General features: G+C 62.4%; 21 protein-coding genes and 1 tRNA gene. 11 read left to right on the top strand and 11 right to left on the bottom strand.

Annotation, left to right across the window (positions count from 1 at the left end):
- Positions 1–35: 35 nt before the first annotated feature.
- From U8326_RS00235 to U8326_RS00200, 8 genes are read right to left on the bottom strand one after another with little or no spacing between them, the layout of a single operon-like run.
- On the bottom strand, positions 36–833 hold the full coding sequence (locus U8326_RS00235) for an ABC transporter permease (RefSeq protein WP_324741645.1): 798 nt from the start codon (positions 831–833) through the stop codon (positions 36–38).
- Complete coding sequence (locus tag U8326_RS00230; protein WP_324741644.1) at positions 830–2,071, bottom strand: acyl-CoA dehydrogenase family protein; 1,242 nt, start codon at positions 2,069–2,071, stop codon at positions 830–832. Before U8326_RS00230 ends, U8326_RS00235 begins: the two co-directional genes overlap by 4 nt.
- Positions 2,068–3,531, bottom strand: coding sequence for an FAD-dependent oxidoreductase (locus U8326_RS00225; RefSeq protein ID WP_324741643.1), 1,464 nt, complete (start codon positions 3,529–3,531; stop codon positions 2,068–2,070). The genes U8326_RS00230 and U8326_RS00225 overlap by 4 nt, the downstream gene beginning before the upstream one ends.
- 33 nt (positions 3,532–3,564) lie before the next feature.
- Entirely contained in the window at positions 3,565–4,308 is a 744-nt protein-coding gene (locus tag U8326_RS00220; protein ID WP_324741642.1) for a nitroreductase family protein, read from the bottom strand.
- A 3-nt stretch (positions 4,309–4,311) separates the two neighbouring features.
- Positions 4,312–5,364, bottom strand: a complete 1,053-nt coding sequence (locus U8326_RS00215; RefSeq protein WP_324741641.1) for an ABC transporter substrate-binding protein — start codon at positions 5,362–5,364, stop codon at positions 4,312–4,314.
- An 11-nt stretch (positions 5,365–5,375) separates the two neighbouring features.
- Complete coding sequence (locus U8326_RS00210) at positions 5,376–6,845, bottom strand: TonB-dependent receptor (RefSeq protein WP_324741640.1); 1,470 nt, start codon at positions 6,843–6,845, stop codon at positions 5,376–5,378.
- Positions 6,842–7,570 (bottom strand): TonB-dependent receptor, encoded by a 729-nt coding sequence (locus U8326_RS00205; RefSeq protein WP_324741638.1) that lies wholly within the window; start codon positions 7,568–7,570, stop codon positions 6,842–6,844. The genes U8326_RS00210 and U8326_RS00205 overlap by 4 nt, the downstream gene beginning before the upstream one ends.
- Before the next feature lie 33 nt (positions 7,571–7,603).
- Positions 7,604–8,605 (bottom strand): ABC transporter substrate-binding protein, encoded by a 1,002-nt coding sequence (locus tag U8326_RS00200; protein WP_324741637.1) that lies wholly within the window; start codon positions 8,603–8,605, stop codon positions 7,604–7,606.
- A gap of 226 nt (positions 8,606–8,831) precedes the next feature.
- Between U8326_RS00200 and U8326_RS00195 the strand changes: the two genes are divergently transcribed.
- On the top strand, positions 8,832–9,545 hold the full coding sequence (locus tag U8326_RS00195) for a S24 family peptidase (protein ID WP_324741636.1): 714 nt from the start codon (positions 8,832–8,834) through the stop codon (positions 9,543–9,545).
- Positions 9,546–9,594: 49 nt separating this feature from the next.
- The gene (locus U8326_RS00190; protein ID WP_324741635.1) at positions 9,595–10,230 is read left to right on the top strand and encodes an O-methyltransferase; all 636 of its coding nucleotides are present in this window, start codon (positions 9,595–9,597) and stop codon (positions 10,228–10,230) included.
- A gap of 57 nt (positions 10,231–10,287) precedes the next feature.
- On the opposite strand, the gene U8326_RS00185 is transcribed toward U8326_RS00190, so the two are convergent.
- From U8326_RS00185 to U8326_RS00175, 3 genes are all read right to left on the bottom strand, one after another.
- Positions 10,288–10,361, bottom strand: a tRNA-Cys gene (locus U8326_RS00185).
- A 111-nt stretch (positions 10,362–10,472) separates the two neighbouring features.
- Complete coding sequence (locus U8326_RS00180) at positions 10,473–11,285, bottom strand: crotonase/enoyl-CoA hydratase family protein (protein WP_324741634.1); 813 nt, start codon at positions 11,283–11,285, stop codon at positions 10,473–10,475.
- 113 nt (positions 11,286–11,398) lie between these two features.
- A complete protein-coding gene (locus U8326_RS00175; protein ID WP_324741633.1) occupies positions 11,399–12,598 on the bottom strand; it encodes an LL-diaminopimelate aminotransferase in 1,200 nt (399 codons plus the stop codon).
- Between the two features lie 174 nt (positions 12,599–12,772).
- On the opposite strand from U8326_RS00175, the gene U8326_RS00170 reads away from it, so the two are divergent.
- The 9 genes from U8326_RS00170 (at position 12,773) to U8326_RS00130 (ending at position 22,395) form a co-directional block, all read left to right on the top strand.
- On the top strand, positions 12,773–14,647 hold the full coding sequence (locus U8326_RS00170) for a class I poly(R)-hydroxyalkanoic acid synthase (protein ID WP_324741632.1): 1,875 nt from the start codon (positions 12,773–12,775) through the stop codon (positions 14,645–14,647).
- Positions 14,648–14,806: 159 nt separating this feature from the next.
- Positions 14,807–15,748, top strand: a complete 942-nt coding sequence (phaP, locus tag U8326_RS00165) for a TIGR01841 family phasin (RefSeq protein WP_324741631.1) — start codon at positions 14,807–14,809, stop codon at positions 15,746–15,748.
- 149 nt (positions 15,749–15,897) lie between these two features.
- Positions 15,898–16,272, top strand: a complete 375-nt coding sequence (gene clpS, locus U8326_RS00160; RefSeq protein ID WP_324741630.1) for an ATP-dependent Clp protease adapter ClpS — start codon at positions 15,898–15,900, stop codon at positions 16,270–16,272.
- A 4-nt stretch (positions 16,273–16,276) separates the two neighbouring features.
- On the top strand, positions 16,277–16,735 hold the full coding sequence (locus tag U8326_RS00155) for a DUF3237 domain-containing protein (protein ID WP_324741629.1): 459 nt from the start codon (positions 16,277–16,279) through the stop codon (positions 16,733–16,735).
- Between the two features lie 114 nt (positions 16,736–16,849).
- Entirely contained in the window at positions 16,850–18,076 is a 1,227-nt protein-coding gene (lptF, locus tag U8326_RS00150) for an LPS export ABC transporter permease LptF (RefSeq protein ID WP_324741627.1), read from the top strand.
- Entirely contained in the window at positions 18,066–19,163 is a 1,098-nt protein-coding gene (lptG, locus tag U8326_RS00145) for an LPS export ABC transporter permease LptG (RefSeq protein WP_324741626.1), read from the top strand. The genes lptF and lptG overlap by 11 nt, the downstream gene beginning before the upstream one ends.
- A gap of 166 nt (positions 19,164–19,329) precedes the next feature.
- Positions 19,330–20,136: a sterol desaturase family protein gene (locus U8326_RS00140; protein ID WP_324741625.1), complete on the top strand. Its 807-nt coding sequence runs from the start codon at positions 19,330–19,332 to the stop codon at positions 20,134–20,136.
- A 22-nt stretch (positions 20,137–20,158) separates the two neighbouring features.
- A complete protein-coding gene (locus U8326_RS00135; RefSeq protein WP_324741623.1) occupies positions 20,159–21,313 on the top strand; it encodes an N-acetyltransferase in 1,155 nt (384 codons plus the stop codon).
- A 284-nt stretch (positions 21,314–21,597) separates the two neighbouring features.
- Positions 21,598–22,395: a response regulator gene (locus U8326_RS00130; RefSeq protein ID WP_324741622.1), complete on the top strand. Its 798-nt coding sequence runs from the start codon at positions 21,598–21,600 to the stop codon at positions 22,393–22,395.
- Positions 22,396–22,411 lie beyond the last annotated feature (16 nt).

Genomic DNA, 22,411 nt, shown 5'->3' with positions numbered 1-22,411 from the left:
ACGCAGGCCGCGCAACCGCACACCGCCAGGCGAACTCACGCAACCGCCCCCACCATATCCGGCCGCCACTGCAGCGCGCGGACTTCGATGCGGCGAACGATCCAGTCAGATGCCAAGCCAAGCAGGGCATAGACGAGAATGCACACCACGATGATGTCGGTCCGCATGAAATCCCGTGCATTGTTGACCAGATAGCCAAGTCCTTCGGATGCATTCACCTGCTCCGCCACCACCAGGACCAGGATCGAGATCGACAACGCGTAACGCAACCCGATGAGCAGGGATGACATGGCGCCGGGAAGTATGACATTGGCGATGATCTCGATCCTCGACAGCCCGAAGCTGCGGGCTGCATCGATCAGTCGGACATCTATGTTGCGGATGCCGCCATAGAGGTTGAGATATACCGGAAACATGGTGGCAAAGGCGATCAGCGCAATCTTCGCTGCCTCTCCAATACCCAGCCAGAGGATCAGCAACGGCGTCAACGCCAGCGATGGAATGGTGCGCTTGATCTGCATCAGCGGATCGATCAGTTGCTCACCCACGCGCGAAAGGCCGGCCGTGAGCCCGGTGGCGAGCCCGATAGCCGTGCCTATGACAAGCCCCAGCCCCATCCGCTGAAGCGAAACGGCAAGATTGGCGGGGAGTTCGCCTGAAACGATCATGCCCACCATCGTTTCGAACACGTCCGATGGAGCGGCAAGGATGCGCGGCGGGATCAATCCGCCTCGCGAACCTGCTTCCCACAGCAGCAGAATGAGAACTGGAGACAGCCAACGTCCCCCCGGCAGATGCGAGTCCTTCCACTTCCGTCGGTTTCCGCCGGTCATGTTCGCGTGCCGTTCCACAAGGGCGTGCGCGTCTCCACGGACAGGGCGGCCTGCCCCAGGCGGCTGCGGGTGAGATGCGCCTGCGGATTGTGCGCGCGCGCGGATATCACGTCTCGATGAAAACGCTCGAACGGATTGGTCCGGGTAATCCCCTGGTTCCCCGCCAGCTCCAGCGCCACGCTGGTTATCCGGATCGAATTCTCGATCACCACCTGTTTCGTTACCCCCGCATCGCGCGCCAGATCAGCCAGACGGTGAGGTTGCTTGGCATGGCCCGCATCGTAATCCCGCCCGATGGACCGGATGAGCCGCTGCGACGCCGCGAGCGTGATCTCGATATCGCCGATCGCATCCTGGAAGCGGGGCAGTGAGGCGAGTGGCGCTCCAAGGCTGCCCGGCGCGAAACCAGTGGCGAAATCCACGATCGCATTGCGTGCCGCGATCGCCACACCATGATAGACCGCTGACAGCAGAAGAAGATACCAGACACCGTCGAGCGGGCTCATCTTCAGGCCTTGCGCCACCGGCGAACCGCCGAAGAAATGAGATTGCGGCAACACCACGTCGCGGAAGATCACATCGTTGCTGTCGGTAGCCCGCATACCGACCGTATCCCAGGTGGGAACGACCTCAACGCCTTCGGCCCGCGCCGGCACCAGGAAGAAGCCGACGCGCGGCTCCGGTTCCTCGGTTACACCCATCACCCGGATCCAGGATAGGCCGCGAGCACCCGTCACATATTTCTTGTGCCCATTGAGATGCCATTGGCCGTCGACCAGCTTCGCGCTCGTCTGGGGAATCGCGCCATGCGACGCGGAACCGAGAAACGGCTCGACATAGGCTGCGTTGACCAGCGCAACCCCTTCCAGAGACTGGCGCACGAGCAAGGAGGTAAGCTCCTCGGGCCACTGATCCTCTCCAAAAGCAAGCTGGCCGTGCTGGATATAATGCATGGCCAACACCAGCGCTGTCGAAGGATCTCCGCTGGCGATTGTGGAGACAGCTTCCGTCGCCGCTTCCAGACCGCCCCCGGAGCCGCCGCGCGTCCGGGCGATCACGAGCGAAAGCAATCCCGCATCGAACAGGGGCTGCAGATTTTCGATCGGAAGGCTGCGCTCCGCATCATGCAGCGCGGCATTCTGCGCGAAGCGTTGCGCCAGTTCGGCGGCGCGTGCCAGCACCGCCGAAGGCTCTGGCGCCGTAACGGGGGCAGTATCTGCGCGGACAGTTGCCGTCATATGCGAATCTCCTCAGTCTGGGTCTGGGATCGGATGACCGACCGATAGGGGCTGTCGTCATGCTCTCCGCCCGGCTTTGCATTTATGCGGGCGAAATGATGGTCGCTGTCCGCGAAGAAGAGACCTCGGCTGATGCCTGCGGTCAGACGCGCCAGTTCTCCCATGCTCGGCACATCGGACAGGTATTTGCCCGAGCTCAGCGAGGCGGCGATATTGTAGCAATGAATGTCGGCCAGCCATGGGGCCTCCCCGGGCTGCTTCGACAGGAATTCGAAACCTTCGCCAAGATAGGGGTAGCGCGCACCGACCGGATTCTCCTGTCCTGGCTTGGGCCGATACACATCGCCCCAAAGCGCGATGTCAGACTCGATACGTGCCAGTTCGGGCCGCAAGGACAGGTCGATGCGATAGCCGGTTGCCGCGATCAGATGATCCAGCCCGATATCCTCACCATCCACCGTCACGAGCAACCGTCCGCCTTCCACTCTTTCATCGAGCGAACTGGCGTTCAGATGGATATGGAAATTTTCGAAGCGGACCGCGCGTTCGATGGAGTCGAGCGGCGTCGATGTGCCCCCTTCATCGAGCAACTTCTGATGTTCCCAGCGCACCGCATCGGGCAGGCGATCGAAATTGTCGTAAGCGCCCTGATAGTATTTTCCGGCGGGCGGAGTGCCGGGCCGGGGCGGTGTGGGATAGGAAATCCGCGCACGACGGCTGAACAGGTGGACCACTTCCGCTCCCGTTTCCAATGTGACGGCAGCGGCATCGAAGGCTGACGGCCCTGCGCCGATCACGCCGACGGATCTTCCTTTCAGCGCCGCGAAATCGATCGGCTCGACGGTGTGGGACCAAACCGCCTTGGGGAGCGCCTGGATGAATGCGGGGATGTTGGGGCCGCCGCTGCCGGCGAAGCCCGTCGCCAGAACCAGCTTGCGCGCGACAAGAGTCTGCTGTTCGCCACGCACATTGAGGTGCAGCTTCAAACCCGTGCTCACCGGCTCGACGTCCAGCAATTCGGTCTCATGCTGGACCTTGACACCCACCGTCTCACGGAACCAGTCCAGATAGGCCGCCCAATCGAGTCGGGGTATGCGCAGAAGCTGATCGAACGCATCCGGGCCGTTCAGCGTCTCATACCAGGCGCGGAACCCCAGGGCGACATTGCCCTGTTCCGGTCCAGCAATCGTCTTTTGCGTGCGCAGCAGATTCATCCGCGCGATCGTGGTCCACACCCCGACTTCGCCCTCGCGCGCCTTGTCGATAACCTGCACGCGATGGATACCGCGACGACGAAGACCATAGGCAATCGCAACCCCGGTCTGCCCGCCTCCGACTACGACCACGTCCTGATCTGTGTCCGCGCGGAGCGGAACCCAATTGTCCGGGTCGTTGCCCTGCCATCTCAATGCCCTGCGGACATCCTCCGCCAATCGTTTCCTTGCGTCTTCCAAGCTCATATCATTCAATTCCGTCTTTGCCGGCCTGGCCGGCTATTCGATGTTGGTGAAGCCCTGCCGCGCCGCGACAATTTTCGTCTCCGGATGAACCGCGGTGCTGTAGGAATGGATTCTCTGGGTCCATGTCTGCCCGTCAGGCCGCCCGATCGCCTCCCAGTAGGCGAGCATCTCCTCGTCGAAAGCGCGGATGATGTCGGGCGTCAGCCGGTCGGGATCGTAGCGTTCGTCATGACGATAGGTTTCTATCGGCAGGCGTGGCTTCAGGTTCGCCTGCTTTCCGATGGCGCCGATGCAGATGCCGACGATGGGATAGGTCAGCGGCGGCAATCCGAGAATGTCGATGATCGGCTGTGGATCATGACGGATCGCGCCGATGGCGACAGCGCCGAGCCCGAAGGACCGCGCCGCGACGCTCAGGGTAGCCAGCGTGATACCGGCATCAACCGCGCCGACGGTGTAGCCTTCCAAGCTCTCATGCACCTTCTGTTCAGCTCCGGCATAGCGCACGGCAAGGGCGGTCTTGTGGAAATCCACCGCCACCAGAATGAACACCGGGGCAGTCAAAATCTGCGGTTGCGGGCCTGCCGTCACATCGAAGATGCGCCGCCTTGTTTCCAGATCGCGTACCACGACCAGCGTGATCTGCTGGCCGTTGCGATGGCTGGGCGTGCGGTGGCCAGCTTCAACGATAGCGGCGAGTTGCGCCTCGTCGATCGGTTCACCGGTGAAATCCCTGTCGCTTCTGTGTCCTTGTAACAGTCGGATCGTCTCATTCATGTATCAAACCTCGGCGTGGATCAGCGCGCGTGCTGCCGCAAGCGGGGCCGGATCGACCCAGGAAGCGACATCGACGGGCGCGGGTATGAAGCGGTGGCGATGGAGAAAATCGGCAAAGGACTGCAGCGCCGCGACGGCGTCCTCATCGAGCGTGGTGCGAAGCGCCAGGCCCTGATCCCCGCCATAGGCGCGCCAGAGCCAGTATTCGCTGACATTCACCTCCCGCGCCGCGATCTGCCGGACTTCCTCGGGGTGGAGGGCGGCACGATCTTCCGCCTTCAGCAACTCGCCGATCACGGCGGCGGCCACTTCATGCGCATTGTCCAGCAGCGCACGGTCCATCGTCAGCACGATGGGGCTGCCATTGTTCGCACGCACCAGCGGATCGGGATGGGACGCCAGATCGAAGACGACATCCAGTTCCAGGAGATTAGAAATGTACAAGCCGGTCGCGCCGTGGAGGAAGATGGCGTCCACATCACCCCGCACCAGCCCGCGCAACTCGGCGGAACCGCCCGCCAGCTTGCGCGTACCGAAAGTTTCGGTGCCGGGAATCCGGTGCACCTTCTCTCCGGCGAAAGTCGCGCCCACGGGGAAATCGACGATTTCCACATCCGCCAGCGTCAGCCCGGCCAGCTCCAGCACATTTTCAAGGCCGCGCAGCGCCTGCGCGCGCAGAAAATCGATCTGCTGATTGACCCACAGCGGAAGCCCGAAGCGACGGCCCTTGAGATCGCCGGGACTTTGTATCCCGCTGTCGGGCCGGGTCACGATGAGCTGACTTTCGCGAGTGACCTGAAGCCCTAATGCCCGCGTTTCCCTGCCCGAAGCACGGGCCCACAGCGCGGGGCTGGAGCCGCCGTAGCGCAGGGAATTGGGCTGGCTATGGTCGAAATGGGATTCCCTTATCCTGGGATCGTCGGCTTCCTTGATGGAGCGGATCGGAATACCGATGCCGGACAGGCGATCCTCGATCCAGCCATGGCTCATCGCCAGGCCGAAGCTGTTGGGCACAGCGCAGCGCGTATACCATAAAGCGTCCAGGGGAGCGGTCATCGCAATCCTCCTCAAAAACTGTAGCGAACAGTGGCGAGGACGGTGCGCGGCTCATTATAGGCGGCCGAATAGACGCCATATGCCGGGATCGATGTTTTCAGGACCGTGTAGTCCTTGTCGAACAGGTTCCGCACCCGAAGGTTCACGGACCAGGGGCCGTCGACATCGCGATATTCGATCCCCGCATCGACCAGATGCCTCTCGGGCAGCAAGGTCAGGGGATTTTCCGTGTGGTCGGTGAACTGGTTGCCGGTATATTGATAGGAAGCATTGAGGTTCAGTTCCGAACCACCGCCCAGCGGAACCGCATAGTTGGCGAGCACCGCCGCCGTGAAGCGGGGCGCGAAGGGTAGCCGGTTACCCCGGTAATCGCCCGCTGCCGATCCTGAGGGATTCAGGAACTCGTCAAAGCGGGTTTTCAGATAGGACAAGGAAAGATCCAGCGACAGCGCGGGAACGGGCTTGGTGCGGATCTCCAGTTCGGCGCCATAAGTATGCGCCTTCGCAGCGTTGGCCAGCACCGAGCCGATGATGAAGACGCCATTGATCGTCGGGTTGGCGACTACGGCCAAATAGTCCTGAAAATCGTTGTAAAAGGCTGAGACGTTGACTTGCAAACGACCGTCGAGAGCGCGGGTCTTGAGGCCGATTTCATAGGAATCGACGGTTTCCGGCTCCGCGGCCACCGATGCCGTGACAAGCGTGGTCGCGCTGCGATTATAGCCACCGAACTTCGCGCCTCTCGTATAGGTCGCGTAGCTGAAGATATCCGGGGTCCACGCATAGTTGATCGCAAGGCGCGGCGTGAAACCGTCCGACACTTTCTTCAGGCCCGAGACGGAGAATATCTGCGAAGTCTGCTGGAAATCGGCATCGAGCGTATAGGCGCTCGCGGTGTAGCGCTGCTTGGTGCGGTAATAACGTCCGCCCGCCGAAAGGGTCAGCCTGTCGGTGACATTGTAATCGAGCTGACCATAGAAACCGATGTCGTCGGTGTCATAGCGGGTGAGCGCCTGGCGCCGCGCAACCGTGCCGGAGGCGACCAGGGTTTGCGCGCCCTTGTTGTCGTTGAACCAATTCTCGCCGATATAGAGCGCGCCCAGCGTGTAGGAGAGGCGGCCGGCCTCGCCGAGCAGTTGAAGTTCCTGCGAGAAGACCGTCTGGCGAATCCTCTGATCCCATTCATAGCCGATCGTCGGCAGGCCACCGAGATCCATCGGGTCCGGGTCATGCTCATAGCCGCGATAACCCGTGATCGAGCGCAGTGTGATATCTTCGGACAATTTCTGCGACAGGCGAAGCGACAGCCCCCCGCGCAACAGGCGGCTGCTGGTCAGGTCGACGCGATAATATTTGTCGCGTGGCTGGACGCCGGGCAGATTGAGTGGTGTGCCGTTGGTGCCGTTGTCCGAACGGTCGATCAGGCCGTCAGCCGCGAACACCGCTTCAAATCGTTCGGTAGGCGTGAACTTCAGCTTCACCCGCGCCTGTGTGAGATCCGTCCCATAGATACGCTCTCCGGTGTCCGGATTCCTCCCGAAGCCTTCGCGCCAACGCCGCGTGATAGCAAGGCTCGCGGCCAGCAGATCATCTGTGATCGGGGCCGATACATAGGCTCGTCCTTCGAACGCATGTAATTGCCGAGGCCGACAGATACCCAGCCTTCCGGCTTCTGGCCGGGATCACGAGAAACGATCTTGACCGCCCCTGCCGTAGAGTTCTGCCCGTAAAGAGTGCCTTGCGGACCGCGCAGCACTTCGATCCGCTCGATGTCGGGCAGATCCCATTGGCCGGCGGCGACGGATCGGATCAGGGGAACGTCATCGACGTAGATCCCGACCGCCTGGGTGTAGCCCTGGTTGGTGGTGCCCACACCACGGATGATGACAGATGCCTGCTGATTAGCCGCGCCACGGAAGAAGGTGACGCCAGCAACGGCCTTATCGGCGTCCAGCAGATGCACGAATCCTGTCTGGCCAAGCAGCGTGCTGTCCAGCACGCCGATCGAGATCGGCACCTTCTGCACATCCGCCTCGCGCCGCTCGGCGGTGACGATGATTTCCTGCAGCCCGCCGGTGGCGGGGGCGGCCTCCGCATCAAGCGTCTCGGCCCATGCGGGGGCAACAACGGAAAGAGCGGTTCCAGTCAGAAGCGTTGCGGCTGTAAGCCGCAGGCGCGCGGAATGCACTCGAACGAAAAGAGGCATGACGAACTCCGTGGATAGTAAGGTGGATGCCGGTCAGGATTGGCCGGCAGGTGGCGAAAGCGGCAGGAGCGCCTCCACCTGCGGATCGAAGAAACTTGCGATATCGGGGACTGACGGGATTGCGCCCGCACTAGCGAAAGCCTCGGCCACCGCCGTGGCGTTCGCTATTCCCACGTCATTGCCCCAGATGCGGGTATTGCGTGGCCTGGGTCTGTTGCCGGGGATGAAGGAAGCGGGAACGCCGTAGATGCGTGCCTGCTCCTGCGCCCATTCTTCCTCATGGGCGTCGATCCAGTCCCACGTGCCGCGCAGTCGCTTCATATAATCGGCGATTGCCGCCCGCTTGGCGGGATCGGCCAGCGCCTTTTCATGCACGGCCAGCGAGAAGCCGTTGATGCGCGCGAAATGGGGATAGGCGTCGCCTCGGACGAGTATCCGCGCGCCGGCGCTTTCGGCCTGCCAACTGGGCGCGACATAGCCCACCAGCACCGCATCGAGGTCGCCCCGGATAAAGGCGGCGACGGAATCAAGCGCGGATAGCGGGATCGCCTTCACATCCCTGAGTGTCAGTCGCTCCGCACGCAGAATTTCCAGGAGCCAGATGTGCAACGGACCGCCGCGCATGTAGCCTATGCGCTTTCCCTTCAGATCGCCCGGAGAACGGATCGGGGATTTGCCCTGCACATAGAGCTTGAAAACTGTGGGATCGAACGCGTGGAAGCCGCCGTAGCGAATCGGCGATCCGGGGGAGATGAAGGCCGGCGAGATGTTGGAGGAGAGGCCGAAATCATAACCGCCCCCACTCAAGGCCTCCAACGCCACCGACGCCTGCGGCAGCGTCACGTTCTCCAACCGATAAGGCGTGTCGGCCAGGCCCGCCCGCGCCATATAGGTCGAATCGTCCCCCTTGTTGGCGGAGGTCCGCAGGGGCGATCCCGCATCACCCGCAGAACCGCCACAGCCCGCTAACAGACCGCCCCCCACGCCAAGAGCAACGACCCCGGCCACACCGAGCAGATGACGGCGGTCGATCACCCGATCCAGCGGGTCGGGTCGACTATAACCTCTATTGTTATGACCATTGAGCATAATTGCGCCGATTATTGGTTGACAGGAACTCGATAGAGTCCATAATCTCTACTCGATAGATAGAGATGTGCCCAAATCCAGCACAAACTGTCAATCAAAAAATGGATATCGCCCTTGATAGAGTATCTTTATGCGCTAAAGAGGCTCTCTTTAGAGTTCAAAAGGTGAGGTAATGACTCAATCTATCGATGTGGCAGACGATTTTTCGGATGAGGTGGAAACCGGACTGCCGGATGATGAAGCCTTTACCCAGCGGCTACGCTTCGTGATCGATCAGGCTGGCAGCATCGCCGCGCTGGCCAAGCGGATCGACATGTCATCCAGTGGCGTGCAGCGTTATCTGGCGGGTGGGCAACCAACGCGAAGGGTCTTGATCGCCATCGCTCAAACCATGGGCATCAGCCTGCTCTGGCTGATGACGGGGGAAGGTTCTCCGGCACGCAGCGATACGCTGGCTGATCCGCATCAGGGAATCCGCAGCCTTACCCGCCTGCCGATTTACCTGGCGGGGAACTCCAAGCCCATGGACGAGGCGAAAACAACGGCCCCGCGCACCATCTCGGGATTGGGCTTCTGCCGTTTCTGGCTGGGACAACACGGCATGGAACCCGGGGACCTGAAGGGCATCTACATGTCGGGTGACAGCATGGCGCCCACCATTCTCCCCGGCGACACACTCCTCATCAACATCGTGCAACGTCAGGTGATCGACGGCAACATCTATGCCTTTCGGCAGGATGACGCCGTATTAATCAAGCGCGTCCAACTGGAACCTGGCAACCTGCTTCGGCTCATCAGCGACAATTCCCGTTACGCAGATACCCGCTTCGACGCGACTGAATTGGAATGCGTTGGCCGCGTGGTGTGGAGAGGCAGCCTATTCTAACCCGCACGCACGCGAGGCGTGCCATCAAGCAAGAGGAACGATTATCCCTATGACAAGTGCATTCGAACAGGTGCTAGAAACCTATGAAGCAAGGCGCACAAAGGAAGCGGCCTTCATAAAGACACTGCCGCGCGAAGAGTGGCCCAAGCATCGCGATAGCACGTTGCTGGCGATCGGCCCTTCGACCGGTCGCCTCCTTTACGATCTCATCACAGGTCTGGAACTACGTTCAGTTCTCGAAATAGGAACCAGTTACGGCTATTCCACCTTGTGGTTCGCTCATGCATTGCGGCAGACTAATGGGCGGCTCATTACTACCGAACTGGCCGACTACAAACTCGCTCATGCGCGCGAGCAATTGAAAGCTGCTGGGCTCGACGACGTCGTCGACTTCCGCGAGGGCGACGCGCTGGAAATTATCCCCACGCTCGACGGCCCCTTCGATTTGGTCTTCGTGGATCTCTGGAAGGACCTCTATATTCCCAGCGCCGAGCAATTCCTGCCCAAGCTGGCTCCCGGCGCCCTCATAATCGCGGACAACATGCTGAAGCCCGAATGGTCCGTGCCACAGTCACAGGCTTACAGCGCATGGATCCGGTCGCAACCTGGTATCGAAAGCATTCAGATACCATTCGACAGCGGATTGGAAATCTCGCGCTTCAAGTCCGACGAGGCGGCGGGATAGGTCAACGCCATTGAGGCGCCTCGCGAGGCCTTATCGTCCCGGCCGAAATCAAGGATTTGGAGGCCCGAGCCGGAATCGAACCGGCGTATACGGATTTGCAGTCCGCTGCGTCACCACTCCGCCATCGGGCCTCTCGGCATCACTGCGGTGAGTGCGGGCAACTAGCGAAGGCTGCCGGACAAGGCAATCGCTTTTGCCCGGAACAACTGCCCAAAACGGCACCCAGCCGCCGCAGAGAGGACTCAGGGATCGGCAAAGCGCGGCGAGCGACGCTCCATCCGGCTTTCAACCGCCTCACGCTGGTTGCGGCTGCCGATCAGCTTGTCCTGCGCCCGGCTTTCGGCCAGCAATATCTCATCGGTCCCGGCATCGCCGGCGCGATTGGCCAGCTCCTTGGCGGCGCGCACGGCATGGGGACTTTGCCCGGCAATGGCGCGCGCGATCTGGACGGCGCGCTCCACCGGCTCGGGATCGACATGCGTGGCGAAGCCAAGTTCCCCCGCTTCCTCCCCCGAGAATTCGCGGGCGGTGTAAAGCAGGTCCCGCAGCAGATCGTCGCGCACCATCCCGCGCCACAAAGCGAAGCCCGCCATGTCGGGCACCAGCCCCCACTTCATTTCCATCACCGAAAGCCGGGCGTCCGGGGCGACGATCCGGATATCCGCCCCGCTCGCAAGCTGCAGGCCGCCGCCGAAGCAGATGCCGTGGATCGCGGCGATCACCGGGACGGGGAGCTTGCGCCACTGCATCGCCGCCTGCTGATAGGCATTGGCGTTGCCATGAGTTCGCTCGGCCAGCTTCGGCGCATCGGCGGAGGACAATGTCGAGAACAGCGAGAGATCGATCCCCGCGCAGAAGGCCCGCCCCTCGCCGGCAAGCACCACCGCGCGCAAGCCGCGGGTTTCATAGAGCGCCTGCCCCGCTTCGAGCAGAGCCGCGAACATCGCTTCGTCGAGAGCGTTGAGCTTGTCCGTCCGGATCAGGCGGACCTGCGCAACCCCATCGTCCTCGATTGCGAGCGAGACGCGCTCATTGGGGCGAAAATGCGGATGCATGTCCTCTCCTTCCCGAACCTGGCCGCGTGGCCGACAGGACGCGAGCGTCGCACCACCGTGGGCACCTACCCGGATGGCCGGCCCGCGCATGTCCCTGCGCGGGCCGAGCCGTATCAGGCGACCGACGCGTTCACGCCCATGCTGGCCAGATAGCGCCGCACATTGCGCGCGGCCTGGCGAAGCCGTTGTTCGTTCTCGACCAGCGCGATCCGCACATAGCCTTCGCCATCCTCGCCATAGCCGACCCCCGGTGCGACGGCGACTTCGGCATGGGTCAGCAATTGCTTGGAGAATTCGAGGCTGCCCATGTCCTTGAGCGCGGGCGGCAGCGGCGCCCAGGCGAACATCGACGCCTTGGGCGATGGGATGTCCCAGCCTGCCCGGCCGAACGCCTCGACCAGAACGTCGCGGCGCTTCTGATAGAGCTGGCGGTTCTTTTCGACGATGTCCTGCGGGCCGTTCAGCGCGGCGCAGGCGGCAGCCTGGATCGGGGTGAAGGCCCCGTAATCGAGATAGCTCTTCACCCGGCTGAGCGCCGCGATAAGGCGACTGTTGCCGACCGCGAAGCCGACGCGCCAGCCCGCCATCGAGAAGGTCTTGCTCATCGAGGTGAATTCGACCGCCACATCCTTCGCGCCCGGCACCTGCAGGATCGAGGGGGTCGGGTTGCCGTCGTAATACAGCTCGGAATAGGCGAGGTCGGACAGAATCCAGACCTTGTTCTCCTTCGCCCAGGCGACCAGCCGCTCGTAAAAGGCGAGGTCCACCGTCTCCGCCGTCGGGTTCGAGGGATAGTTGACGATCAGGATCGAAGGACGCGGCACGGTGAACGCCATCGCCTTGTCCAGGGAACGCCAGTAGCTCTCGTCCGGCGTGGTCGGCACGGAACGGATGGTGGCGCCCGCGATGATGAAGCCGAAGGTATGGATCGGATAGCTGGGGTTGGGCGCAAGCACCACGTCACCCGGCGCGGTGATCGCGGTGGCGAGGCTGGCCAGCCCTTCCTTCGAGCCCATGGTCATGACCACTTCGGTTTCCGGGTCGACATCCACGCCGAAGCGGCGGCCGTAGTAATTGGCCTGCGCGCGGCGGATGCCGGGAATCCCCTTCGACGCGGAATAGCCATGGGCATCCGGCTTGCGCGCGACTTCGCACAGCTTGTCGATCACATGGTCGGGCGGCGGCAGATCGGGATTGCCCATCCCAAGGTCGATGATGTCCCGGCCCGCCTGGCGTGCCGCCGCTCGCATCGCGTTGACTTCGGCGATGACATAGGGCGGCAGGCGCTTGATGCGGTAGAACTCGTCTTCCATGAAACTGACAATCCAAAAAATGATGAAACAAGGTTCGGGGGCGGAATTGCACCCGTCGCGGACTCTAGGGGATAAAACGCCTCGCGCAAATGGCCCATATGCTATCGTGTAATGCAGCGCTACTATGGCACGTTCCGAGGCGATGCGTCAGCAGGGTGGAATCGAGATAAAGCAATGGCCGGGGACAGCAGCGACCAGCACAACCCTTTCGCGGACTTCATTGCCTTGCAGGATGAAGCCGCCCGCCGGTTTCTCAGCGTGATCGCGCCGGGCGCGGAGCCGAAACTGCCCGAGCCGGCGGATTGGCCGGAATGGGCCGAAGCGGCGCAGCGGCTGCAGGAACTGTGGCTGGAACTGCAGCGTGAAGGCGCGAAGAAGGAAGTATCGACTTTCCCCCTGCCCGATCCGGCGAAATGGGCGGCGATGGCGGAACACTGGTATCAGGCCATGCCGCTGGCCGAGCCGGAAGCGCAGCGGCGCTTCTGGCAGGACAGCTTCACCCTTTGGGAAACGGTGCTGGGCCAATACGGGATCGCCACCGGCATCGGGGAGATGAAGCCCGGCGAGGCCCACCTGCCAAGGAAAGATCGCCGCTTTGCCGACCCGCGCTGGAGCGAACAGCCGTTCTTCGCGCTGATCCACCAGACCTATCTGATGATGGCCGAGCAAGCGATGGGCATGGTCGAGGCGGTCGAAGGGATCGACGAGGACCAGCGCGAGCAATTGCGCTTCGCCACCAAGACCGTCGTCGACGCGATGAGCCCGGCGCATTTCCCGCTGACCAACCCGGTCGTGCTCGACCGGATCGTGGAGACCAAGGGCAAGAGCCTGGTCAAGGGGATGGAGCACCTGCTGGCCGACCTGCGGCGCGGGCAATTGACCCATACCGATCCCGACGCCTTCAGGCTGGGCGAGAACATCGCCGCCACGCCCGGCAAGGTCGTCCATGAAACGCCGCTCTACCAGCTGATCCAATACAGCCCGACCACCGAGAAGGTGCTGAAGGTTCCGCTGGTGATCTTCCCACCCTGGATCAACCGCTATTACATCCTGGATCTCAGCCCGCAGAAGAGCTTCGTGCGCTGGGCGGTCGGCCAGGGGCTGACCGTGTTCATGGTGTCCTGGAAATCGGCCGACAAGGACATGGCCAATGTCAGCTGGGACGATTACATCCGCGCCCAGATCGGAGCGATCGATGCCGTCCGCGAAAGGCTCGGATCGGAATCCGTCCATGCGATCGGCTATTGCGTCGCCGGCACCACGCTTGCCGCCACGCTGGCGATACTGGCCCGGCGCGGCGAGGCGGACAAGGTGAAGAGCGCCACCTTCTTCACCGCGCAGGTCGATTTCGAGAAGGCCGGGGAACTCAAGCTGTTCACCCAGGACGCCCAGCTCAAGGCGATCGCCCAGCTTGGCGAAAGCGGCTATCTCGATGGACGCTACATGGCGGCGACCTTCAACCTGCTGCGCGGCAACGACCTGATCTGGAGCTCGGTCATCAAGCATTACCTGCTGGGCGAGGATTATCCGGCGTTCGACCTGCTGCACTGGAACGGGGACACCACCAACCTGCCCGCCTGCTGGCATCGCAACTATCTGCGCGATCTCTACCATGGCAACCGGCTGGTCATTCCCGACAAGCTGAGCGCGGACGGAACGCCGATCGACCTCACCCGGATAGAGACGCCCGCCTACGTGCAGGCCGGCCGCGAGGATCATATCGCCCCGCCCGAGAGCGTGCATCGCATCACCCATCTTCTGCGCGGCCCGCTGCGTTTCGTGCTGGCCGGCTCGGGCCATATCGCTGGCGTGGTGAACCCGCCCGGCTCGGGCAAGTATCAATACTGGACCAATGACAGCGCCGCGCCCGATCTCCAGTCCTTCATGGCAGGGGCGGCGGAGCATCCGGGAAGCTGGTGGCCGGACTGGATCGATTGGATCAAGGCCCGGGATGACGAGACGGTCGCGGCGAAGGGCAAGCGCAAGCCGGGCGGAAGGGGCGACAAGGTGATCGAGGATGCGCCAGGGCGATATGTCAAAACGCGCTGAGGCTGCCGGCCCACAAAAGCGGGCAGCCCGCCGTTACGGAAATTACGCGCCCCGCTAATTTTTGTGCAGTGCACAAAAAATGCTTGACCCTGCCTTGCCCCCTGACTATTTGTGCAATGCAGCATAGTCTAAAGCAGGTATTTTGCGAGGATAGCTACGATGGCGGACGAAAGCGATATCTCCAAGGCCGAGAAGGCCTACGCCGACGCGGCCGCGAAGATTCCTCAGGCCCCCGCGGCCGAAGCGAAGAAAAAGCCGGCTGGCGGGAAAGCGCGGCCCGCGCCCCTTTCCGCAACGCCAGTCGAGACGGCACCGGCCGCCGCCCCGAAGGAAACCGTTTCGGAAAAGCCCTCGGTCGCGGAACAGCCAAAGGCAGAACCGGCACCAGTGATCGCAAAACCCGTCAGGAAAGCGATCGCCAAGAAAAAGCCGGCGGTGAAGAAGGCGCCTGTAATGAGGGCCGCACCCAAGACAAAACCGGCCCCGGCCAAAACCCCGACCCCGGCAAAAACCAGCGTCGGCAAGCCGGCCGCGGGAACCGGGGCGAAGCCGATACCCTTTATCAGCAAGAAACGAACCGAAACCGCCGCTCCCACGGCTTCAATCATGACTACCGTAAAAATTGCACCCGCTACCGAACCTACGATTACCGAACTGAAGGAAAGAATCATGGCTACCGCTAAGAAGTCCCCCGATCTCTCGACGATCGTTACCGAAATCAAGGACAAGGCCAAAGCCGCCTATGAAAAGGGCAGCAGCCTTGCCGGCGAAGTCGGCGAATTCACCAAGGGCAATCTCGAAGCATTCGTTGAATCCGGCAAGATTCTCGCCACCGGCGCGCAAGAGATCGGCCGCGATTATGTCGATGAATCGAAGTCCGCTTTCGAAACTCTCACGGCCGACCTGAAGAAGATCGCCGCCGTGAAGTCCCCGACCGAATTTTTCCAGCTCCAAGGCGAACTGACCCGCCGCAATTTCGATTCGGCCATCGCGTTCGGCTCGAAGAGCAGCGAAAAATTCGTGAAGCTTTCGAACGAAGCGTTCGCTCCGATTTCCAACCGCGTCAGCGTGGCCGTAGAGAAGATCTCGAAGGCCGCCTGAACCGGAAACAAGGTTCGCCGGCATCCTCTCCCCCGGCGATAAAGACGGGCCGGACAGCATGGACTGTCCGGCCCGTTTTACCTTTTGCGGCCTTTTTCGCCGCCCGCATCTTGCAGCCAGGCCGCGCAATACGATATTCTGGCACGATCATGACCTATCCCGAACCTTCCTGCGAAACGCTTGCGCGGACGCTTTCCGCCGCTGACGACCATGGCGAGGGCAGCGGCGAAGGGCAGGTCGGCATCGCCACCAAGACTCGCGCCAAGCCCAAAAAGCCGAGCCAGTTCAAGGTATTGATGCTGAACGACGACTATACCCCGATGGAATTCGTCGTGATGGTGCTCAAGCGCTTCTTCCATATGGATCTGGAGCAGGCCACCCGCGTCATGCTTCATGTGCACCAGAAGGGCGTGGGCGTTTGCGGGATCTTTCCCTATGAGATCGCGGAAACCAAGGTGAACCAGGTGATGGATTTCGCCCGGCAGAATCAGCATCCGCTGCAATGCACCTTGGAAAAAGCCTGATCGCATGACCGAGATCCGTTTCCAGCCGCTCTTCACGGTGCAGTTCCAGACCTCCCCGCATGTGATCGGCAATGTCCCGCAAGGCTATTTCCGGCGCGCCGGGATCATTTCCTCCGGCAGTTTCATCGGTGAGCGGCTGAGCGGGCGAGTCCTCCCAGGCGGGGGCGACTGGCTGTTCCGCCGCGCCGATGGCGTCATCCATATCGACGTTCGCACGATCCTCGAAACGGATCGGGACGAGGCGATCTACATGACCTATACCGGCCGCCTCAAGGCCGGCCCGGACGTCGACGAACGGCTCGCCCGCGGCGAGACGGTCGAGGCGCACGAGCTCTATTTCCGGACCGCGGTGCAATTCGAAACCGCGTCCAGCCGCCTTTCCTGGCTGAACGACATCGTCGCGTTCGGAGTCGGCCACCGCCGCCCCGAAGGGCCGGTCTACGAGATCTTCGAGCTGCTCTGACCGCCCGGCCGGGCGACCGCCCAGCCAGCCGCACCGCCTCAACAAGGGGCATGACCTCGCCTCGTTCCCACGCTATAGGCCGTGCTTGCCCATCGGATTAGCACGGCCTGACGCTTGAAATTCTTCACAGATATCGACCGGTATATTCTTCGGCTGACGCTGGTCCCGATGCTGTCGGTGTTCGTCATCGCCGCATCCCTGCTGCTGCTGGACAAGATGCTGCGGCTGTTCGATTTCGTGGCTGTCGAAGGCGGCCCGGTCAGCATCGTCTTCAAGATGCTGGCGAACCTGATCCCGGAATATGCCAGCCTCGCCATTCCCCTCGGCCTGATGCTGGGCATCCTGCTCGCATTCCGCCGCCTCGCGACCTCCAGCGAGCTGGATGTCATGCGCGCGGTGGGGCTGGGCTACACGCGCCTGCTGCGCATCCCCTACATGATTACGCTGGTGCTGGCCGCGCTCAACCTGCTGATCGTCGGCTATCTCTCTCCGCTGAGCCGCTACTATTACGAGCAGATGGAATATCAGCTGCGCCAGGGCGCGTTGGGCGCGTCGATCAAGGTCGGCGAATTCACCACGCTGAAGGACCGGATGGCGCTGTATATCGACAAGAGCCGTGACGATGGGCGCGAGCTTTCGGGCATCTTCGCCCGGATCTCGAACGACAAGGGCCAGGTGCTTTCGATCTCCGCCCATGAAGGCCAGTTCATGGCCAGCGCAGAGAGCCGGGATACGGTGATCCTGCGGCTGACCGACGGGGTCATCATTCAGGAAACCCGGAACGAGAACCCCAGGGTGCTGAGCTTCTCCCAGCACGATCTGCCGATCGACCTCCCCAAGATCGAAGCCTTCCGCGCCAGAGGCGGCAAGGAGCGGGAATATGTCCTGCCGGAACTGCTGCGGATCGGCTGGAGCGACGACCTGCCCAAGGATGTGCGCGATCCGATCCGGGCCAGCTTCAACTATCGCCTGGTCGAGGTCGTGATGATGCTGCTGCTGCCCCTGCTCGCGGTTTCCCTCGCCATCCCGCCCAAGCGCTCCACCTCCGCGCTGGGCGTGTTCCTCTCGATCGTGATGGTCGTGGCCTATCACAAGGTGAACCAGTATGGCGAAGACGTGGCCGCCCTCGGGCGGATCGACCCGGTGATCGCCTTGTGGGGACCGTTCATGCTGTTCGCGGCGCTGATCCTGTGGATGTATTACCGGGTGGCCTTCGTTCCCGGTGGCCAGGCGATCGGAGCGCTGGAAGCGGTCTTCGCGAAATTGACTCATCGCCTGAAAACCCTTTCGCGCAAATACCGGCAGACCCACCAGGCGAGGCAGGCTGGCGATGCGGCTTGATTTCTTCCCGTCGCGCACGCTGACGCTCTATCTCGCGCGGCTGTTCGTCACCCGCATCCTGGCCGTCCTGCTGATGCTGGTGCTGGTGCTGCAGACGCTGGACCTGCTCAGCGAGAGCGGCAAGATCCTCGAATATCCGGGCAACGGGGAAGCGCAGCTGTGGCACTACGTCACCTTGCGCGTGCCCCAGCTGGTGGCGCGGTTCCTGCCCTATTCCGTGCTGCTGGCCACCATCATCACCCTCGCCACGCTCAACCAGAACAGCGAAGTGATCGCCATGAAGGCGGCAGGGCTTTCCGCCCATCAGATCCTGGCGCCCCTGCTTGCGTCGGCGCTGGCGGTTTCCATGATCAGCCTCGCCTTCAACGAAATGGTGGGCACCCGTGCAACCGCCACCCTCAATGCCTGGGAAGATGCCGATTATGGCCCGGTCCCGGAGGAAGAGACGGTCCGCAGCAACGTCTATTTCCGCGACGGCGGCAATATCCTGGCGGTCACGACACTGAGCGGCTCCGGCAAGGCGATGCGGATGGACGGCGTAAGCTGGTATCGCCGCGACGGGCGGGGGCTGCTCATCGAGCAGGTCAAGGCGCCCCGGGCGGTTTTCGCCGATCCGGGCTGGCGCCTCGACGATCCCGTGCGCTTCGACGTGCAATCCGCGCGACAGGTGAAGCTCGATTCGCTGACCGTCGCGACGGAGCTGACTCCCGAGCAGATCCGGATGAGCCATGTGAACGCGGATACGGAAGACATCGTCACGCTCCATGGCTCGATCCGCGCGATGGAAGCGGCGGGCCGCCAGACGCGGGAACTGCGCGGCGAGTGGTGGCACAAGCTGGTGGGGCCCCTTTCCGCGACGCTGATGCCGCTGCTGGGCGCCGTCGCCGCCTTCGGGCTGGCGCGCTCCGGCCAGCTGTTCGTGCGCGCGGTGCTGGGGATGGGGCTTGGCTTCGCCTATTTCGTGGTCGACAATGCCGCGCTGGCCATGGGCAATTTCGGGGCTTATCCGCCATTTCTGGCGGCATGGGCGCCGTTCCTGCTGTTCCTGCTGCTGGGGGAAACGGTGCTGATCCGCACCGAGGAATAGCCCGGAAAGCCACAGGCAGCATTCAGCGAAGGCTCATCAACGCTTTCCTACAGCGCCAGCATCGCATATGGGCGCCCCATTGCTGCCTCAAATTTGCGCTTATGGTAGCGCCATGCCCGCCATGATAAGGGCGAGCGCCCGTCAGAGCAGGAAACGTGGAACAGTCGTGTCGCAATCCGCAACCAAACATGCCGACAGCCAGCTGCCGTTCTGGAAACGGAGCCACTATCTCGACCGGATGACCCTGGGCGAGCTGGTGCGCGCTTATTTCCAGCATTACACGATCATGGCCTATCTGGCGCTGACGGCGCTGTGCATCGTTTTCTTCGCCTTCTTTCCGGCGGCTCCGCTGCCCGCGCTCGGCGCCATCGCCGCCGCCGTGCTCATCTATCCGCTGGTCTGGCACCTGCTGCACCAATACATCCTGCACAGCCGCTGGATGTGGAAGCACAAGTGGCTCTGCCCCACCTGGAAGCGAATCCACTACGATCATCACCAGGACCCCAACCACCTGGAGGTCCTGTTCGGCGCCCTGCACACCACCGTGCCGACCATCGCGATCGCCACGATCCCGGTCGGCTGGCTGATCGGCGGCCCGGGCGGCGCGGCCGCCGCCTTCGGCACCGGCCTGCTGACCACCTGCTATTACGAGTTCATGCACTGCATCCAGCATCTGGCGTTCAAGCCGAAATGGAAATGGGTGCAGCACATGAAGCAGCGCCATAACGAACATCATTATTTCGACGAGAAGGGCAATTTCGGGATCACCAACTATTTCTGGGATCGCGTGCTCGGCACCTATTACGAGAAGAAGGACCGGCCCCATCGTTCGGCCACGGTCTTCAATCTCGGCTATGACGAAGAAGTCGCGAAGACCTATCCGTGGGTCAAGAAACTGTCCGGAGGCATCGCCAGCGGGCACCCCCGGCGCCGCGCGATGACAAAGGACGAGACCGGGCAGGTTTCGGCCTGAACTCCCGCGGAGGGGAAAGCAGATGGACGATGTGCAGCTCTCCCCCGTTTCGGGGAAAGCCGATCTCGACGCCTTCATCGATGTCGCCTATCGGCTGAACGCCAGCGACCCCAACTGGGTGCCGCCGCTTCGCGCCGAGGTCGCGGAACTGCTGACGCCCGGCAGGAATCCCTTCCATGAACATGCCACGATGCAGCTGTTCCTGGCCCGGCGCGGCGGGCAGGTCACCGGCCGCATCTCCGCGCATTACGATCATCTCGCGCTCACCCAGCCGCCCGAGCAGGGAATGGGGCCGGGCACCGGCAATTGGGGGCTGTTCGAAGCCGCGGACGAGGCGACTGCCCGGGCCTTGATCTCCGGGGCGGAAGAATGGCTCCGCGGCGAAGGGATGACCCGCGTGCTCGCGCCGATCAGCCTTTCGATCTGGGAGGAGCCGGGCCTTCTGACCCTGGGCCACGACCATCCGCCGATGGTGATGATGGGCCACAACTCGCCCCTCTATCGGAAGTGGATAGAAGGCGCGGGCTACACAGTCGCCAAGAAGCTGCTGACCTACGAGCTGGACGTCAGCAAGCAGTTCCCTCCGCTGGTGCAGCGCATCGTTCAGTCGGGGGAACGCAACGACCGCATCCGCGTGCGGAAGGTGAACCTCAAGCGCTTCCACGAGGAAGCGGCGATCATCCTCGCCATTCTCAACGATGCCTGGGCCGACAACTGGGGCTTCGTGCCGATTACCGAAAGCGAGGTCGCCTATATCGGCAAGAAGCTCAAGCCGCTGGTGCGGGAAGATCTCATACGGATCGCCGAACTCGACGGGGAGCCGGTGGCCTTCATGATGACCCTGCCGGACCTCAATCCGGTCATAAGCGGGCTGAACGGCAAACTGCTGCCGTTTGGCTGGGCCAAGCTGCTGTGGTGGCTCCGTCACCCCACCAATGCGCAAATGCGCGTCCCTCTGATGGGCGTGCTGAAGAAGCTCCAGTCTTCACGGCTGGCAAGCCAGCTCGCTTTCATGATGATAGAATATATCCGGCGGGACGCGGTCGCCAAGTATGGCAGCAAACGCGGCGAGATCGGCTGGATCCTCGACGACAACCAGGGAATGATCGCGATTGCCGACGCCATCGACAGCACCGTCAACCGGGAATATCTGATCTACGAAAAGCCGCTGGCCTGACCCCCGCCGCCAAACCCGAACCCGCCGCCAAAAAAGGCCTCCGCCCGTCTTCCGGGCAGAGGCCTTTCGGGATCGTATCACCAGCCGGTTGGACGGGAGGGGGGTCTCGGCGGTGACATAGCCAAAACCGCCCGCCGACGAAGCGGTTCCCAGCCGGGACAAATTTTTTTGACTCATCCCCTGCCCCCATTCATCCTTGGAATTTCGCGCCGAACATGGTTCCAGGGTGGGAACCAATGTGTTGCGGGAACGTTTCGGGCGGGTAATTCAAGGGAAGGGGTCGCATGTCGCTTGGTGATCAGATAGCCGCCAATCTGCCGTATCTTCGTCGTTACGCTCGCGCGCTGACGGGTTCCCAATCCAGCGGCGACGCTTTCGTGCGGACAACGCTGGAAGCCGCGCTGGCCGATCCGAGCCTCAAGCAATCGCTTCAGGATGGGCGGGTCGCGCTCTATCGGGCCTTCACCAAGGTCTGGTCCAGCGCCTGTCTGGAAACGGAAAGCCTCGGCGGCGATAACGCCGGCCTGCACGAAACTCTTGCGCGCGAGCGCCTGGGCGCCATCACGCCGCTGAACCGCCAGGCCCTGCTGCTGACGACGCTGGAGGATTTCAGTTCTACTGAAGCCGCGCGCATCATGGATCTCGATGAGGAAACCGTCGAGGGCCTGGTGCGCGAGGCAGTGGAGGAGATCGACCGCGAATCGACCACCAACGTCCTCATCATCGAGGATGAGCCGCTGATCTCGATGCAGCTCGAAGACCTCGTGCAATCGCTGGGCCATGAAATCTGCGGCACCGCCGCCACCCGCACCCAGGCCCAGCAAGTCGTGGCGGAACGCCGCCCCGGCCTGGTCCTGGCGGATATTCAGCTGGCCGATGGAAGCTCCGGGCTGGATGCGGTGGACGATATTCTGGCGATCGGCAGCGTGCCGGTGATCTTCATCACGGCCTATCCGGAACGACTGCTCACCGGCGACAGGCCGGAGCCGACCTATCTCATCACCAAGCCTTTCCAGGAATTGACGGTGCGCGCCGCGATCAGCCAGGCCCTGTTCTTCGGGTCGAGCCAGCCGCTCGCCTGATCGAACGGGATTCATA

Origin of the sequence: Tsuneonella sp. CC-YZS046 (assembly GCF_035581365.1) — a bacterium.
Classification (GTDB): domain Bacteria; phylum Pseudomonadota; class Alphaproteobacteria; order Sphingomonadales; family Sphingomonadaceae; genus JAWKXU01.
This window is presented reverse-complemented; position numbering and strand designations above follow the sequence as displayed.

What these genes read in the sequence shown, in the direction of transcription:
- U8326_RS00235 (WP_324741645.1), bottom strand. Translation starts at nt 833, where the DNA reads ATGACCGGCGGAAACCGACGGAAGTGGAAGGACTCGCATCTGCCGGGG.
- U8326_RS00230 (WP_324741644.1), bottom strand. Translation starts at nt 2,071, where the DNA reads ATGACGGCAACTGTCCGCGCAGATACTGCCCCCGTTACGGCGCCAGAG.
- U8326_RS00225 (WP_324741643.1), bottom strand. Translation starts at nt 3,531, where the DNA reads ATGAGCTTGGAAGACGCAAGGAAACGATTGGCGGAGGATGTCCGCAGG.
- U8326_RS00220 (WP_324741642.1), bottom strand. Translation starts at nt 4,308, where the DNA reads ATGAATGAGACGATCCGACTGTTACAAGGACACAGAAGCGACAGGGAT.
- U8326_RS00215 (WP_324741641.1), bottom strand. Translation starts at nt 5,364, where the DNA reads ATGACCGCTCCCCTGGACGCTTTATGGTATACGCGCTGCGCTGTGCCC.
- U8326_RS00205 (WP_324741638.1), bottom strand. Translation starts at nt 7,570, where the DNA reads ATGCCTCTTTTCGTTCGAGTGCATTCCGCGCGCCTGCGGCTTACAGCC.
- U8326_RS00195 (WP_324741636.1), top strand. Translation starts at nt 8,832, where the DNA reads ATGACTCAATCTATCGATGTGGCAGACGATTTTTCGGATGAGGTGGAA.
- U8326_RS00190 (WP_324741635.1), top strand. Translation starts at nt 9,595, where the DNA reads ATGACAAGTGCATTCGAACAGGTGCTAGAAACCTATGAAGCAAGGCGC.
- U8326_RS00180 (WP_324741634.1), bottom strand. Translation starts at nt 11,285, where the DNA reads ATGCATCCGCATTTTCGCCCCAATGAGCGCGTCTCGCTCGCAATCGAG.
- U8326_RS00175 (WP_324741633.1), bottom strand. Translation starts at nt 12,598, where the DNA reads ATGGAAGACGAGTTCTACCGCATCAAGCGCCTGCCGCCCTATGTCATC.
- U8326_RS00170 (WP_324741632.1), top strand. Translation starts at nt 12,773, where the DNA reads ATGGCCGGGGACAGCAGCGACCAGCACAACCCTTTCGCGGACTTCATT.
- phaP (WP_324741631.1), top strand. Translation starts at nt 14,807, where the DNA reads ATGGCGGACGAAAGCGATATCTCCAAGGCCGAGAAGGCCTACGCCGAC.
- clpS (WP_324741630.1), top strand. Translation starts at nt 15,898, where the DNA reads ATGACCTATCCCGAACCTTCCTGCGAAACGCTTGCGCGGACGCTTTCC.
- U8326_RS00155 (WP_324741629.1), top strand. Translation starts at nt 16,277, where the DNA reads ATGACCGAGATCCGTTTCCAGCCGCTCTTCACGGTGCAGTTCCAGACC.
- lptG (WP_324741626.1), top strand. Translation starts at nt 18,066, where the DNA reads ATGCGGCTTGATTTCTTCCCGTCGCGCACGCTGACGCTCTATCTCGCG.
- U8326_RS00135 (WP_324741623.1), top strand. Translation starts at nt 20,159, where the DNA reads ATGGACGATGTGCAGCTCTCCCCCGTTTCGGGGAAAGCCGATCTCGAC.
- U8326_RS00130 (WP_324741622.1), top strand. Translation starts at nt 21,598, where the DNA reads ATGTCGCTTGGTGATCAGATAGCCGCCAATCTGCCGTATCTTCGTCGT.